The following is a 15,058-nucleotide window of genomic DNA, read 5'->3' as shown; positions in this document are numbered from 1 at the left end:
AGAGCCTTGGCCATGACAGAACTCTCTGACGATGGGACGCTAATTTTCCTCCCGGTGCGGCTGAACAATCAGCCGGTCATCATGGGCGGCCTCACTGCCGATGAAATGTGGGCAACCCTAGCGATCAGTGCCGGCTCAGGATTGGTAATTGGGATTCTGGCAGCAATTTTGACCCATATTTGGGCGCTGATTATCGCCACAGCCATGCTCTTTGCCATCCTTGGGCTGACCCTCTCCAGCCGTTTTTTACGGCGTTGGAAACGCGGCCGATCGGACACCTGGCTCTACCGCCAGATGCAACTGAGCGTTGCACGATATCTTCCTACCTGGAACAAGGCCCACCTGATCACACGCACGGGTGCGTGGACCTGCCGTAGAACGGGGGCTCAATGACTTATCGAAAAAAAGTGGACGCCCAACTGTCCCATATCAACAGCCTGCGCCTGGTCATTGGCCTACTGATTGCCCTGGGTCTTTACATGGCCTACGGCTGGCAGAGCGCGCCGCGTGATCTGACTATTCATGTGCCGCCTGACCTCCGGTCGGGCAGCACCCGTCAGTGGTGGGATGTCCCCCCAGAGTCTGTGTATGCCTTTGGGTTGTATATCTTCCAGCAAATGAATCGTTGGCCTGTCGACGGGGAAACCGACTACGAGGATAACATCGCCCGTTTGGGTGGATACCTGACGCCTAGTTGCAAAGCTTATCTGCAAAAAGACTTCGAACTGCGCCGCAACAGCGGGGAATTACGCAAGCGCGAACGTGGTGTATTTGAAATACCAGGTCGAGGCATAACCGATACCTCGGAGCAGCATGTCGAGCAGCACAGTATCAACGACTGGACGGTGAACTTGGATATCACTGCCGACGAGCATTACGGAGGTGAGCGTGTAAAAAGAGCTCTGGCTCGCTACCCCTTGCACATCATTCGTTCCGACGTTGATCCCGAAAAAAATCCTTTTGGCTTGGCTTGGGACTGCTACAGCAGTAACCCTCAGCGCATCGAAGTCTCCGCAGAACCTGCCCGTTCGGGAGGTAAATGATGATGCGTCGGCTGCTGATTATCGGATTACTGATTCTCAACTTCTGCGGGCTGGCCAACGCCGTTGAAATTTTACGCTGGGACCGAATTCCACTGGCACTGCCTTTGATCGTCGGCCAGGAACGCATTGTCTTTGTCGACCAAAATGTTCGAGTGGGTCTGCCCCGGAATTTGGTTGATAAGCTGCGCGTCCAGAGCACGGGTGGCGCACTGTACCTTCTGGCCAAAGAACCCATACCTCCGACTCGCCTGCAGCTCCAAAATATGAGCAGTGGCGAAATCATGTTGGTGGACATCATCGCTACAGAAGGCAAACCAAATCAGGCTGCGCCCGAGCCTGCAAAAATTGTTGCCGGTGAAGGTCCCTCGCCTCGTTACGGGCAGGCCAGCTCTAAGCCAACGACCAGTCGCGCTCCGGCCACCATGTCGGAGCCCAACGTTCAAGACGAGGATCCGCCGACGCCTCGCCGTGAGACGCCTATCCCTGTGGTCATTACACGCTATGCCGCACAGATGCTATATGCCCCTCTGCGCACCGTTGAGCCTGTAGACGGTATCGCCCAGGTCAATCTTAAGCGGGGCCTTAACCTCACCACTTTGCTCCCGACGTTGCCGGTCGAGGCCTCTGCATTAGGAGCGTGGCGGTTAGACGACTACTGGGTGACGGCAGTGAAACTGCGCAACACCAGCACTCAGCAACTTGCACTGGATCCTCGGGATCTGATGGGGGACTTCACAACGGCGACGTTTCAGCACCCGTACCTCGGCATCAAGGGTGATGCAAGTGACACCACAACGGTTTATCTGGTGACACGCGGCCATGGTTTGGCCGAATCGTTACTGCCGGCGACCGTCAGCCAGATCGATCCGAAAGGAGGCCGCCGTGAAGAGTAATCCTCTGGTCAAATTCCTGGTCATCCCTTTCGCGATCATGGCGTTATTCGTGGTGGTCAAACTATTCAGTAAGGACAGTTCTGAGAAGCAGGCTCAGGCTCCAGAAACGCTCGTGCTCAGTACGGGGGAAGCTAAAAAACTTGGCGTTGACGGCGATACCCCCGGCGACACGCTGCGCACCATCGTCGTGGAAAGCAGACAGCTCAAAGACCAGGTGTCCAATGCGCTGAAGAACAACGATGAGTTGAAGCAACAAAACCTTGAGCTACAAAGACGCTTGCAGTCGATCAACGACAACGTTGACAGCAAGCTACAAAACGCCCAGCAAACGATGAAACAGGAGTCACAACAACAGAGCCAGACCATCCTGGATACGCTGCAGCAGCAATACAACAGCCTGAGCAGCAAATCAGCTAGCAGCAATCAGTCTGGATCGGATTTGCCGATCGGATTCGGCGTTCAGCCTGGTGATGGGCAAGACTTCAAAGGCGCACCTGGACCGGATGTCGTTTGGATCGAGCCACAGGACGCTACTCCTGTCGATATCAATGGAAAGCCCATCGCTGCCGGATCCAATCAAACCGCCTCGGGATTTAACTTCCCCACCTCCTTCGGCGAGTCCGTAGATCGAGGCCAAAATGCTCTGCGTACGGGCGCTCAGAACGTTGCGAGTGAGATCTCGCCACAGGAGGCCCGCAAACAGGTACGCAAAGTCTATACGCTGCCACAGAACTCCACATTGATGGGTTCTGTCGCGATGTCCGCATTGATCGGCCGAGTGCCCATCGACGGCACGGTCAACGACCCCTACCCGTTCAAAGTGCTAATTGGCCCGGACAACCTCACCGCCAACGGTATCGATTTGCCCGACGTCGCTGGCGCCGTGGCCAGCGGCACAGCGTCCGGCGACTGGACCTTGTCTTGCGTACGCGGGCAGATCAAAAGCCTGACTTTTGTCTTTAATGACGGCACGGTACGGACGCTGCCACAGCCACAAGAAGAAACGAATGGCAGTCAGAACAGCAATAACCAGAACAATGGTAACCAAACCACCATCCAGGGAGGCCTGGGCTGGATCAGCGATGCCTACGGTATTCCGTGCATCAGTGGCGATCGTAAAAGCAACGCCTCGCAATACATCGGTTCCCAGGTACTGATTACCGCGGCCGGCGCCGGCGCTGCCTCCCTCATCAAATCGGATGGAAACAGCAGTTCATTTATAAATCCGCAGTCCGGGACCATCGGTTCAGTTGGCGGCTCAGGCAGTGACGCCATGGGCAAGATCATCGGCCAAGGTGTCAATGATGTGTCCAGTTGGGTGAACAAGCTCTACGGGCAAGCCTTCGCGGCAGTGTACGTGCAGCCCGGGGCGAAAGTTGCCGTTCACCTGGACCAGCAGCTGACCATCGATTACGAACTCCAAGGCCGCAAGGTCAACTATCGCTCAGGAGCCCGTCATGCTTCGACTGCGCTTGACTAATCACTCTTTGAAAATCGGAACCTACCTGGTGATCGTAATGCTCGGGACTGGCTGCTCCACCAGTAAGGACGAGCTTCTTCCCCATGGCGACAGCACGATGATGGACGTTTGGGATCAAGGCGCCAGTGGCTCAAGCAGCACCGGGAACCGGCAGTTGCTCGATGCCCGCCAAGACCTGCGCAGGCCTTTGCAAACCGATCAGACGGTTCTGGAAGAAAATTCGAAGTTTACGCGCACTTCTCAAAACGAGATTTACAGCCAGTTCAAGCGTCTGCCCAACCCTGACCTGGTGATGTACGTATTTCCTCATTTGGCGGGCTCTGATCCAGCCCCTATCCCAGGCTACACCACAGTGTTCCCTTTGTACCAACGCGTGCAATACGCCATGCCCGGTGAACGCACGGAGGCTTATTGATGAGTTTTTTTGAGCGCTTTAAAAGACACGGCTCAGACCGAGTCGAGCCGGACCTCGCCGCTAATGCTACCGAGCATGTCGACGTGCAGGCATCAGCGACTGAATCTTTTGAGGCTGCGACCGAGCGGTATTTCGCACGCCTGGCTGCCATGGGCATTCCCTCGCCGAGTGATTGGCGCAACCCAAAGAAAAAACCAGCGACTACCGCTGACGTCGACCGCATGTACGACGTGAACCCCTCTTTCGTGGATCTTCTGCCGTGGGTGGACTATCTGCCGGCAGAAAGAGCCATGCTGTTGGAAGACGGCGTGTCTCGTGCCGCGTTCTTCGAACTGACACCGATCGGTACCGAAGGTCGAGATCCCGACTGGTTGCGCAAAGCCCGGGATGCCTTGGAAAACGCCCTGCAAGACTCTTTCGATGAGTTGGAAACTTCTCCGTGGGTCGTGCAGTTGTACGCTCAGGACGAAACCAGTTGGGACAACTACCTGCAGCAGTTGCACGACTACATCCAACCCCGGGCACAGGGCAGTGATTTCACCGAGCTTTACTTGAAGCTGATCAAGCAGCACCTGGAGGCTATTTCCAAGCCAGGCGGGCTGTTTGAAGACACTAAGGTCAGCCAACTGCCTTGGAGGGGCCAGCAACGCCGCGTCCGCATTGTCGTCTACCGACGCACTCAGGGTGCCCAAGCAGACGTGCGCGGCCAAGCACCCGCCCCCTACTTAAAAATCATCTGTGATCGCTTGGTAGGTGGGTTGGCGAACGCCGGCATTAAAACCCATCGCATGGATGGCCACGCCATTCGCCATTGGCTGATTCACTGGTTCAATCCACGGCCTGACCATCTCGGCCCTGCAGACGCTGATATCCGTCGTTTTTATGAGTTGGTTTGCAAGCAAGTGCCGGTAACGGAGGAAGGCGAGTTACCGCTAGCCAGTGGGACAGACTTTTCTCAAAACCTGTGTTACCGCGAACCGCTGTCGGACACAGAGAAAGGCTTGTGGTACTTCGACGGCCTGCCCCACCGCGTAGTGATGCTCGATCGTCTGCGGGAAGCGCCCAAGACGGGACACCTGACAGGTGAAACACGCAAGGGTGGTGATGCGCTCAACGCGCTGTTCGACAAAATGCCAGAGGACACCATTCTCTGTATCACCCTCGTGATCACTCCGCAGGACATACTTGAAGGCCACCTGGAGCAGCTTTCACGCAAGGCCGTTGGTGATACCCAAGCGTCGATCCTGACACGTGAAGACGTTGCTGTCGCCCGCCAGTTGCTTGGCCGCAAGCACAAGCTGTACCGGGGTAGCGTAGCGTTTTACCTACGCGGGAAAGACGACTTGGAATTGCAGGAGCGCAGTTTGCAACTGAGCAGTGCTTTGCTGGGAGCGGGCATGGAGCCTGTGGAGCCCCGCGATGAGGTCGCCCCCTTAAACTCGTACCTCAGATGGTTGCCCGGCAATTTTGATCCCAATGAGCGCAAAGCACTGGAGTGGTACGCGCAACTCATGTTCGCTCAACACATTGCAAACCTGGCTCCCGTCTGGGGACGGTCTACCGGAACCGGGCACCCAGGCATCACGCTGTTCAATCGTGGGGGAGCGCCGATCACCTTCGATCCGCTGAACAAGCTGGACCGCCAGATGAACGCGCACCTGTTCATCTTCGGTCCTACGGGTTCAGGAAAGTCGGCCAGCGCAACGAATATCCTTAGTCAGATCGTGGCCATCTATCGGCCGAGACTTTTCATCGTTGAGGCCGGCAACAGTTTTGGCCTGCTGGGGGACTTTGCCAAGAAGCTCGGATTAACGGTCAACCGTGTCCGACTCGCTCCTGGATCTGGGGTTAGCTTAGCGCCCTTCGCCGATGCTGAAAAACTCATTGAGCCAACCGCAAACGTCAAAGCGCTCAAGGCTGATGACCTCGAGGCCTCGGACGAACACCTGGCAAGTCAAACCGAAGACGAACAGCGCGACATCCTTGGAGAGATGGAAATTACGGCCAGGCTGATGATCACTGGCGGGGAGGATAAAGAAGATGCGCGCCTTACTCGGGCTGATCGCAGCGCCATCCGCCAATGCATTCTCAATGCGGCACAGAAATGTGTAGCGGAGCAACGCATCGTTCTCCCTGAAGACATCCGTGAGGCACTGCGAGAGATGGGGCATGAACCGGGTATCCCGGCCGCTCGAAGCTCACGCTTCCTGGAGATGGCGGAAGCCTTGTCCATGTTCTGCATGGGCACTGAAGGCGACATGTTCAACCGCCCAGGTACGCCATGGCCCGAAGCGGACATCACCATTGTGGACTTGGCCACGTATGCCCGTGAAGGCTACAGCGCACAGATGGCCATCGCCTACATTTCGCTGCTCAACACGGTCAACAACATCGCCGAGCGGGATCAATTTAAAGGCCGCCCCCTGATCTTCTTCACTGACGAAGGCCACATCCAGTTGAAGGTTCCACTGCTGTCACCCTACTCCGTCAAGATCACCAAAATGTGGCGAAAGCTGGGAGCCTGGTTTTGGATGGCTACTCAAAACGTTGACGACGTGCCACCAGAGGCATCGGCCCTGCTCAATATGATCGAGTGGTGGATCTGCTTGAACATGCCGCCTGATGAGGTGGAGAAGATCGCACGCTTTCGTGAACTGACCCCAGCTCAGAAATCGATGATGCTGTCCGCACGCAAGGAAAGCGGGAAGTTTACCGAGGGTGTAGTGCTGTCCAAAAGCATGGAAATGTTGTTCCGGGTGGTACCACCTAGTTTGTACCTGGCGCTGGCAATGACGGAACCGGAAGAGAAGAAACAACGCTACGACATCATGCAGGCCACTGGCTGCAACGAGCTCGACGCGGCCATTGAAGTTGCCGCAACGCTAGACCGCTATCGCGGTATCGAACCTCACATCATCACATTTCCCGAGCAAGTCACGGCATTGGAGCGCCACGTATGAGAACACTGAATTCCTTGACCCAAAACCTGATTGAAAGTCTGACCCAGTTGCTTGAACAGCCTGGTGAGGATGCTTTGCAGACTTTGGAGGTTTGCGCCCCCGTCCTTATAGAGGAACTGCAACAGGTTTTGATACGTGCAGTAGACCGTCGTGACATCGAGTCCCAGCTTCAAACGGTGTTGGCCAACTGGCTTCGCCAACATCCACAACCCGAGAGCGCTGAACACGCCCTCCTCGAAGCACTACGCAAACAAGCCCTTCTGTCATCGAAATCCGCGGCCGAGCCTCAGACATGAGGCGTGTTAGTAGGCGATGGGCAATTTCAGGCTTAATTGTGGCTAGCATATCGGTAGCAAGCCTGGCCTTCCTTAAAAGCGAGGCACAAGTACCGCAACACACTGGCCCTTGGCTGTTCGGCCCGGCCGATGCTCGCTGGACGGTGACTGAATTTGCTGACCTGGAATGTCCGTACTGCAAGATCTATACACCGGCTCTGAAAGCCTGGGTACAGCAACAGAAAAGCGTGAACCTCCAGTGGCATCACTTTCCACTGGACTTCCACGGCTCGACCGCGATTTATGAAGCTAAAATGGTTGAGTGCGCGGGAGAGTTAGGCGGCGCTCCGGCTTTCTGGCAAGCCGTCGACCAGGTCTTTGAACGAACCCGTAGCAACGGGCTAGGCTTCAATGGTCAGCTGGACATCAACGATGTTAGTCACCAGGTACTGATGGCCTGTGCTGCAAATGACAAACAGATTTCTCTAAGCATTAGTCGGCAGGCAGAAGAAGCCCATAAGTCTGGGGTCACAGCGACACCCACCGTGCTGATTAGAGACAACAATACCGGCAGGTCTCTAAAACTGGAAGGTCCTGTCGATGGTGTGACGTTGATGTCAGCTATGGACTTGTTGATTCAGAAAGTTAACTAGCTCCGCTCCATATTTGCACTACCGAGTAGCTCGGCCGATGACGGCACCTCATGTATGCACGGTACCTAACCCCGTGCAGCATCCTGTCCCATCCCCTGTTTTTTGCCACGGCCAGCTCCGGCCGAGGCAACCCTTCGCAACCTACACTCACCTGGTCGACCTTAGCTGATCGATATGGCCCCTGCCGGCCGTTAAAGCACCAATAATACTGTACGGCCCGCCTTTGCCCTTATTGGGAATAAAGATCGCCACATGGTCACTTATCGACAAAACCGGCCGTATTGCTCGCACACCCCATAAGTCCTGATAAAATACGTTATCACCACTTATTACCAAGGAAGGACGGACATGACTTATACCCTAGGCGAGAACCACGATCAGAACTACACCTGCAAATGTGGTCAGGTAGAACGCAGAAAACTCACCCCCGCCTATAAAAAGGATTGGCGGTGTGGAAAGTGTGGCTTTCGCCTCAAAATCGACATGGATGATCTCAACGGGCACTGTTACACGGTCATCCGCAAATTTGCGGAGGATGTCCGGGTTGACGACGTAGTGGTGTATCGCAAAGGTTACGGGCAGACCCATGGTGCAGCAGAAAAATCCAATCCATCGGGAGAAAAGTGGTATCTGCAAGTGGCCTTTTATGGAGGTCACACCATTCCGACGAATCAGTACATTAATGTCGAGGTCCCTTAAATGAACGACGAAGTCACCAGCTCGGCCAGCAACTAATGATGGCCTCATTCGAACCTATGCGCGATTTCTACCAGCGCCGCCAAATCGTCTGCCTGGATGCGCTCGCAAACGACGTACGACTGCTGAATGTGCGCAGCGAATCCCCCCGGGGCAGTTTCGTGTTTCCCGGTACCGACTACCTGGACAACATCGAGGTCGGTGGCCACCCGGTTGGCCACGTCGATTACGGCCTCAGTCCGCTGGGCGATCGCGTGTACATCAACATGCTCGAAATCGAACGGGCGCAGCGGGGGTAGGGCATCGGCCTGGCCGTGCTGTGGCAGCTGTGGCGCACGCACCAAGTGCCGATTGTGCCGCTGGATCAACGCACCTCATCCGATGGTTTCTGGTACCGGGCTCGCCGGCGATTCGCAGCGGCCGGCGCCGTGCTCGGTGAGTAGCTGCGCGGCGACGAGCGAAAAATCCTGGAACAGCAACGCTGGCAGCACCTGGTGCCGGAATCGGTAAACGACCGCTCCCACCGTAAATACTGGGAATGGGTCGCCGCTGAACACGCGGCAGGTCGACCTGCGGGGCCGGGCATTCCATGACCAGCCTCACTCCCCCCCAGTCCACGGCCGTGCTGTTGCCGGCCGGCGAACGTCGGCTGAGCGCCGTGGAATTCCAGCAGCTGGCCGGTGTGCCGGCAGCGGTAGAATGGTTCGCCAATATCGACAACCCCCGCACCCGCCGCGCCTATCAAAACGACTTGGAAGACTTCTGCAGCTTTGTCGGCCTCACCGGCGCCGATGAATTCCGCGCGGTCACCCGCGCGCACGTGCTGGCATGGCGCGCCCAGCTGGAAACCCGGGGCCTGGCCGGGGCCACCATCCGGCGCAAACTGGCGGCGCTGGCCAGCCTGTTCGATCACCTTCTGGAGAACAACGCCGTCGCCGGCGGCAACCCGGTGCACGGCGTCAAACGGCCCAGTATCGAAACCAACGAAGGCAAGACGCCGGCACTCGGTGATGACCAGGCTAAATTGCTACTCGATGCTCCCGGTGTGTCTACGCTCAAAGGCTTGCGGGACCGCGCGATTTTGGCGGTGCTGCTGTACCACGGTCTGCGCCGTGAAGAAGCAGCGCAGCTGATGACGGGTCACCTACAGGACCGGCGCGGTATCAAACACCTGCAGGTGAGAGGGAAGGGCGGTAAAACCCGCTATCTGCCGCTGCACCCGGTCGCGGCCGAGCGCATTCATGAGTACCTGGAGCGCGACACTCAACGCGAACCTGGCAATGGCCCGCTGTTTCGCTCGATCCGCGGTCGCACCGCCGGCGGGGCCGTTACGGGTAACGGCATCTACAAGGTCGTGGCCCATTGGGCACAGGCGGCGGGCATCGACGTTGACGGGTTAGGCGTACACGGTCTGCGGGCCACAGCCGCGACCAATGCACTTGAGCATGACGCCGATATCGCCAAGGTCCAAGTTTGGCTGGGCCATGCCAATATCAGTACGACGCGCCTCTATGATCGGCGCCTCCAGCGGCCGGAAGACTCCCCAACCTACAAAGTGAAATACTGATGGCCGCAGGCTGTTAGATTGCAGTCCAATCCGGCGTGTACATAAGCGCGAGCCAGCCCGCACCGGCCAGGAACGGGCCGAAGGGTTGAGGGCTTTTTCGATTGATTTTGCCCGACACCATCCCCACGCCAAACACCACCGTGGCGGCCAGGGTCGACATCAACAGCACGCCTGGCAGGATCTGCCAGCCCCCCCAGGCGCCGAGCATGGCCAACAGCTTAAGATCGCCTTGCCCCATGCCCTCGGTATCGCTGAACAGCTTACTAACGCCACGTAAAAGCCACAGCACCAGGTAGCCTCCAACGGCTCCCCATACTGCACTGGTCAACGAGGTGAATAGCTCAACGCTGTTGACGATCAATCCCAACCATAGCAGCGGCAACACCAGCACGTCGGGCAGCAGCTGGTGTTCAAGGTCAATCAGGCTCAAAGCCAACAACCCAGCCACCAGGACCACGGCCGCGAGCGCGGCCGGGCCCACCCCATAATGCAGCCCAACCCAGCCCGCGAGCAGACCCATGGCCAGCATGGTAAGCCCCACGCGCAAGCTGAAGTGATCCGGTCGCCATGCCAAACCGAGTTGGCCCGGGGCATCAGGGTTTCGCGCAATGCCCAATGTCTCCGACGCATCGAGCAGCCACTGGTGCTCCACCGCATAAGGCAATCGAACCACCACGGCGCTGACCGGTAGGCCGCCCAGCAGCCCTAACAGGAACAGGCCCATTGGGAAGAATTCGTACACGCTAAGCCTCCTAAGCGCCATTCACAGACGTGGCCTGGCTCTCTTCCCACCATCACTGCCCTGGGGAGTGAGGACCGTCCACATCACTTTGCATCCCCACCAGCGGACCTTCTGCATCCGGCATGGCTTCAGCTGCTTCTTCAGCAGGAATGTCTGCGGTCTTCTGATGCTCCAACCCGCTGCACGGCAATGCCACGACGCTTAACCGCTCCGCAAAGTAGGTGTCGAACAACTGCCAATCTGGGTACTCATCCGGTGCCACGCTCAGCGCGGTCAGGCGACCGATTAAGCCACAAAGCCAGTCTGCGCACTGCAAAGTCTGGAACAGGTAGCTTTCTCCCTGCAACGGCGGCTCAATCATCGTGCGGCATTTTTCGGAGGCATCTTCGAACATGGCCAACGTACAGGCTTCAACGTTGCGCTCACGCCACTCGTTGCCGGCTTTCTGCTCATCCAACACCAGGATAAACGTCGAGCCTTCCTTAGCGCAGAAACGGTCAATTTTGCGCACGGACTGCAACAGCTGCCGCTTGAACGTCTCAGTCGAGTCATGCGCATCAGGGTCGGTGGTCTTATGTTCCCCGGTGTAGAACACATGCCCCTTGATACCCTTGATATGGGTTAGCAGTCGGAAGGTCGAGCGTCTTAACTCTTTGTACTTTTGAACGTTCCTGGGCGCGTACAGCTGCGAGCCCTTTTTTTCCCACTAGTACGCCGGCAGATTGCCGGGGTTGTCGTGCACCAGGTCGTAGGACAGCAGTTGGCACTTTAGTTTGTAGAAGTAAATCGCGAACTCGCGCACTTCATGGGCAGGGATAAGCATGCCGCCGAGGCCAAATACAGGGCTGGTTTTGTACTTGGGGTGGTTCCGAGCGACGTACTGACCGACGTGGCCAAACTCATCCAGGTAAGCGACATAATGCATGCCGAGTGATTTCCCTATGCCAAAAACACGAAAGCCCGCAGCGATTTCTCGCAAGCGGGCCTCGGAAGGTAGGCACATGGTTAACCATATGCGTTGATCAAATAATAGCAATCAGTGAGCCGCTATTCAACTATTTGTTGAATAGCGGCTCCAGGGCCCTCGCGCCTAGGGGCGCCTGCTCCTCGATGGTCCAGCCAGGAGCTGATTCGTTGGTACCAAGACGCTCACCAGTGTCAATGAACTCGTACTCAGGACGGATCTGCACCTGGCTACCATAGGGGGTCCAGTAGGGTACTTCGACCTTGTGTTCAATCACGCCGATCAAGCGGCCATCGTCTAAAACAAATGTTTTCATGGTGTTGCCTCATGTAGGTGCGGTATTCGCGGTGATCATGATGAGGCATTTATTTCGTAGTCCTCGTTGAGGGTTTCCGACTCCCTCAGCTCCAGCTGACTTAACCGCGTGTGTACTGGCAAAGGCCGCTAAATGGCATACTGCTGGCCTGCGGTCTATTCATTGATCCAGACTCTGGATTTTGTTCTTAACCACCCCGTGAAAAAAATGACAAATGCCCGAGATTGCTGCCATCAGCATGATAAGAGGTGCCCAGCCTTCGGCAATGGCTTTTTGGTCCATTGGTTGTTCAGCGGCCAAACCCAACATAACGATGGCCATCATCGCGAAAACAAATAGCACGCCGCAGAAAAATGCAGATCTATACGCTTTGCGTAATTGCGCCTCAACTTTCAGTAGGTGGGCTGTATGCGTCCGGGCATCACATCTTGCGTGATTAAACCGGCTGCCACTTATGCGGAAGCAGCAGCTCGATTTCACTCGCCCGCTGCGTCGGTAAACGCGTGAGAACATCCTTTAGATAGGCGTACGGGTCATGACCATTCAGCCGCGCAGACTGGATCAAACTCATGATCGCTGCCGCCCGTTTTCCGCTACGTAGCGACCCAGCGAGTCGAGTCAGCCGAAGGGAATTTCACCCCTCGGCTGCTCACAGAACCGTACGTGACAGTCTCCCGTCATACGGCTCTTGATCACACATTCGATGCACGTAGTAAATACCAATGCGCGAACAGCTCCGGATTCTCTCTTCGAACAAGACGCAGCCGATGCTCCGCTTGACGTATAGAGATTCGGTACTTGCTCTTCATCCATTTGAGCAGGCGCGATTGCAACGCGCTCCACAATCGATAGCTGAAGTTTCTGTACCAGAATTTACCGTAGTATTCGATCCATCCTCGAATCACAGCGTTGTACCTGCGAGAAAAATCCCTCAGGTCATCCGTAGTGGATCGATGGATGCGCCAGTGTTTGATCGTGTCTACCATCCTGCGCATCGCCTTCATCGACGCTCCCGGCACGCGAGAATGTATCGGTGAACCGCCTCCGAGAGGCCTACAAGCCTCATCTCCAATTCACAATCGGAAAATACGTTGCGAGCCGCAACTAATATCTTGGAACAATTTCGCGGCCCTTATGCCCAAAAAAATGTGTCACAACGACTGCGAAGGTGGTGTTAGCGTTTTCCCCGGAATTGCGAGCCGAGTGATATGCCAAAGATTGATCAGATCGACCAGAACGCCGAACAGCTCTATGAAGCGCTGAGTCATTTGGTTCGCGTCTACCAGTTTCGTGACAGAGATCGCAGCTGCTGCGAAGGAATGTCCGTCACTCAATGCTACGCGCTAGAGCATGTGATCAAGGCTGGGCCTGTTCGGGTTCAATCGCTGGCCAGCGAGCTTTTTCTCGACAAGAGTAATGCCAGCCGGCTGGTCGATTCGCTTGCCAAACAGGGCCTGGTTCAACGTGTGCCGGACGCGAGTGACGGCCGTGCTCTGGCAATCACCGTGACGCCCGAAGGCATGGCCATCTACGAAAGCATTCGGTCGGACTTAGTGGGAGAAGCTCGTAATCTAGCCTGCGACTTATCGAAAGAAGCACGTGATGGCGCGATCGAAATGCTACGCCGCTTCGCCAAAGCCACCGAACAACGCTGCGGCCTGAAAGACCTTAGCCGTGACGAATATCTGCCAAGGAAATGTTGCTGAAGTAGCAAAATCTGTCCCTCTCCCAAAAAATCGCACCGTCTCTAGACCTGTAAAGTCTGAGAAAAAGTGACCATCACCTAAAGTCTTACGAATGTCTCAAAAAATTCTGTTCTTCCCAATGTCCATGCCAGACGAGACCTTTCACTCACGAGTTACCCGATATCATTTACTTTCGGGAAATAGAACTGAGCGTGAGACTTTTAAAGATCTTTTTGGTACCGAACCATTTGTTATCAAAATTATCCCTAAACGAATCGAAGATATTGCGGAGAAGCTTCCTGGCGACAAGAACGATAATCTAAATGAGTTGCTTGCGTGCAACACCATTCTTCCTGCTTACAAGCCGCTCTTAGGCATCTCCAAAGTCAATGATGGCAATAGCACTTCGCTCGTATCCAGACTTCCTCGTAGAGAGGTAAGTTTTCATAGCATGGCTAAGATTTGCCTTTCCTGCGCCCAATCGGATCTTATTGAGACGGGGCATTCGTACTGGCAACGATCTCATCATATTCCGGGCGTAACAGCTTGCTGGAGACACGGTGAGACTTTATTGCAAGCCTGCCCAACTTGCACTCATCCGTTTTACCGAAAAAACAAGCTATTACCTATGTTAACTAGCTCCTGCGTATGTGGCTGGAGACCATTAGGCTCACACTCTCCTTCGAGAGTGCCGGAAATCGAGCAAAAATTTGCGCAGTTTGCAAAGGACCTTCTGCATAGTGATTTACCGGCTGTTCCATCTGGGGTATTAGCCGCATGCTATCGTCGACAAGCCAAGAAAAATGGGTTTGCTCGTGGAAACCTAATGGCGACGACGAAAATGTTCGAAAGCATCCAATCAAAATTTGGTCATGATTTTTTGTCGAGAATTGATAACGCGTACGCGTCAGGCAAGTACCATCAGTGGATAAGAACCACCACTGTGAATGATCAGCTAGATATGCCCATCACCCGACACCTCATCATTTCTCTTCATTTATTTGGGGACGTGAAGACATTTAAAAAGAGAATTACGGAAGAGCTAATACTATTTACTGGAACAAAGTCTAGAAAACCATACAACAAAACAACCGCTAACACCACCAAGGCACTTCATCGCCTGAAAGTTAACAACATCATAGAAGCCCGCACGGGAGCAACCTTGGATTACTTATGGAAACATGCGTATCAAGCTACCCTTTGGCTCACAGCAAACGATAAAAAATGGCTTTTAGGCGTACTCTCAAAAAAAATAAATACTGCGTCAACAGGAGAATCTAAAACCAATAAACTCGATAGCGAATACGCAGACATAATTAAAATTGGCGTTAAGGATAGTCTGAAGTAGGCCGCTATTTTTCGACTGCTG

19 protein-coding genes and 1 pseudogene are annotated in these 15,058 nt (G+C 55.2%); 13 read left to right on the top strand and 7 right to left on the bottom strand.

What is annotated here, in order from left to right; all coding sequences use genetic code 11:
• Positions 1–12: 12 nt before the first annotated feature.
• The 11 genes from CPH89_RS14630 to CPH89_RS14580 all read left to right on the top strand — a co-directional run bounded on the left by CPH89_RS14630 (position 13) and on the right by CPH89_RS14580 (position 9,982).
• The gene (locus CPH89_RS14630; RefSeq protein ID WP_084375835.1) at positions 13–393 is read left to right on the top strand and encodes a TIGR03750 family conjugal transfer protein; all 381 of its coding nucleotides are present in this window, start codon (positions 13–15) and stop codon (positions 391–393) included.
• Positions 390–1,043, top strand: coding sequence for a PFL_4703 family integrating conjugative element protein (locus CPH89_RS14625; protein WP_084375834.1), 654 nt, complete (start codon positions 390–392; stop codon positions 1,041–1,043). Before CPH89_RS14630 ends, CPH89_RS14625 begins: the two co-directional genes overlap by 4 nt.
• On the top strand, positions 1,043–1,936 hold the full coding sequence (locus CPH89_RS14620) for a TIGR03749 family integrating conjugative element protein (protein ID WP_084375833.1): 894 nt from the start codon (positions 1,043–1,045) through the stop codon (positions 1,934–1,936). Before CPH89_RS14625 ends, CPH89_RS14620 begins: the two co-directional genes overlap by 1 nt.
• Positions 1,926–3,416, top strand: a complete 1,491-nt coding sequence (locus CPH89_RS14615) for a TIGR03752 family integrating conjugative element protein (protein WP_084375832.1) — start codon at positions 1,926–1,928, stop codon at positions 3,414–3,416. Before CPH89_RS14620 ends, CPH89_RS14615 begins: the two co-directional genes overlap by 11 nt.
• Positions 3,394–3,831 carry a TIGR03751 family conjugal transfer lipoprotein gene (locus tag CPH89_RS14610; protein ID WP_084375831.1) on the top strand — a complete coding sequence of 146 codons (438 nt, stop codon included), beginning with the start codon at positions 3,394–3,396 and terminating at the stop codon, positions 3,829–3,831. Before CPH89_RS14615 ends, CPH89_RS14610 begins: the two co-directional genes overlap by 23 nt.
• On the top strand, positions 3,831–6,791 hold the full coding sequence (locus CPH89_RS14605; protein ID WP_084375830.1) for a conjugative transfer ATPase: 2,961 nt from the start codon (positions 3,831–3,833) through the stop codon (positions 6,789–6,791). Before CPH89_RS14610 ends, CPH89_RS14605 begins: the two co-directional genes overlap by 1 nt.
• Entirely contained in the window at positions 6,788–7,087 is a 300-nt protein-coding gene (locus tag CPH89_RS14600) for a hypothetical protein (protein WP_084375829.1), read from the top strand. Before CPH89_RS14605 ends, CPH89_RS14600 begins: the two co-directional genes overlap by 4 nt.
• Before the next feature lie 38 nt (positions 7,088–7,125).
• Complete coding sequence (locus CPH89_RS14595; RefSeq protein WP_232005452.1) at positions 7,126–7,719, top strand: DsbA family protein; 594 nt, start codon at positions 7,126–7,128, stop codon at positions 7,717–7,719.
• Positions 7,720–8,067: 348 nt separating this feature from the next.
• A complete protein-coding gene (locus tag CPH89_RS14590) occupies positions 8,068–8,418 on the top strand; it encodes a hypothetical protein (RefSeq protein ID WP_084375827.1) in 351 nt (116 codons plus the stop codon).
• Between the two features lie 38 nt (positions 8,419–8,456).
• Complete coding sequence (locus tag CPH89_RS14585; RefSeq protein WP_141125171.1) at positions 8,457–8,714, top strand: hypothetical protein; 258 nt, start codon at positions 8,457–8,459, stop codon at positions 8,712–8,714.
• Positions 8,715–9,004: 290 nt separating this feature from the next.
• Complete coding sequence (locus tag CPH89_RS14580; protein ID WP_084375825.1) at positions 9,005–9,982, top strand: tyrosine-type recombinase/integrase; 978 nt, start codon at positions 9,005–9,007, stop codon at positions 9,980–9,982.
• A gap of 13 nt (positions 9,983–9,995) precedes the next feature.
• Here CPH89_RS14580 and CPH89_RS14575 read toward each other — a convergent pair whose 3' ends face one another.
• From CPH89_RS14575 to CPH89_RS14555, 7 genes and pseudogenes are all read right to left on the bottom strand, one after another.
• A complete protein-coding gene (locus CPH89_RS14575; protein ID WP_167422738.1) occupies positions 9,996–10,706 on the bottom strand; it encodes a prepilin peptidase in 711 nt (236 codons plus the stop codon).
• Positions 10,707–10,776: 70 nt separating this feature from the next.
• Positions 10,777–11,319 (bottom strand): DUF3800 domain-containing protein, encoded by a 543-nt coding sequence (locus tag CPH89_RS30595; protein ID WP_255311533.1) that lies wholly within the window; start codon positions 11,317–11,319, stop codon positions 10,777–10,779.
• A gap of 111 nt (positions 11,320–11,430) precedes the next feature.
• Positions 11,431–11,649 carry a DUF3800 domain-containing protein gene (locus CPH89_RS30590; protein WP_232005450.1) on the bottom strand — a complete coding sequence of 73 codons (219 nt, stop codon included), beginning with the start codon at positions 11,647–11,649 and terminating at the stop codon, positions 11,431–11,433.
• A gap of 130 nt (positions 11,650–11,779) precedes the next feature.
• Positions 11,780–12,004, bottom strand: coding sequence for a hypothetical protein (locus tag CPH89_RS14565; protein WP_232005449.1), 225 nt, complete (start codon positions 12,002–12,004; stop codon positions 11,780–11,782).
• A 159-nt stretch (positions 12,005–12,163) separates the two neighbouring features.
• A complete protein-coding gene (locus CPH89_RS30135) occupies positions 12,164–12,328 on the bottom strand; it encodes a hypothetical protein (RefSeq protein WP_157750147.1) in 165 nt (54 codons plus the stop codon).
• A gap of 112 nt (positions 12,329–12,440) precedes the next feature.
• Positions 12,441–12,614: pseudogene (locus tag CPH89_RS14560) on the bottom strand (transposase domain-containing protein); the annotation flags it as partial.
• 82 nt (positions 12,615–12,696) lie between these two features.
• Positions 12,697–12,990: a group II intron maturase-specific domain-containing protein gene (locus CPH89_RS14555; protein ID WP_232005464.1), complete on the bottom strand. Its 294-nt coding sequence runs from the start codon at positions 12,988–12,990 to the stop codon at positions 12,697–12,699.
• A gap of 222 nt (positions 12,991–13,212) precedes the next feature.
• On the opposite strand from CPH89_RS14555, the gene CPH89_RS14550 reads away from it, so the two are divergent.
• Positions 13,213–13,710 (top strand): MarR family winged helix-turn-helix transcriptional regulator, encoded by a 498-nt coding sequence (locus CPH89_RS14550; protein ID WP_084375822.1) that lies wholly within the window; start codon positions 13,213–13,215, stop codon positions 13,708–13,710.
• 91 nt (positions 13,711–13,801) lie between these two features.
• Complete coding sequence (locus CPH89_RS14545; RefSeq protein ID WP_096236807.1) at positions 13,802–15,037, top strand: TniQ family protein; 1,236 nt, start codon at positions 13,802–13,804, stop codon at positions 15,035–15,037.
• Positions 15,038–15,058 lie beyond the last annotated feature (21 nt).

It is taken from the genome of Pseudomonas fluorescens, assembly GCF_900215245.1.
Lineage (GTDB): Bacteria > Pseudomonadota > Gammaproteobacteria > Pseudomonadales > Pseudomonadaceae > Aquipseudomonas > Aquipseudomonas fluorescens.
This window is presented reverse-complemented; position numbering and strand designations above follow the sequence as displayed.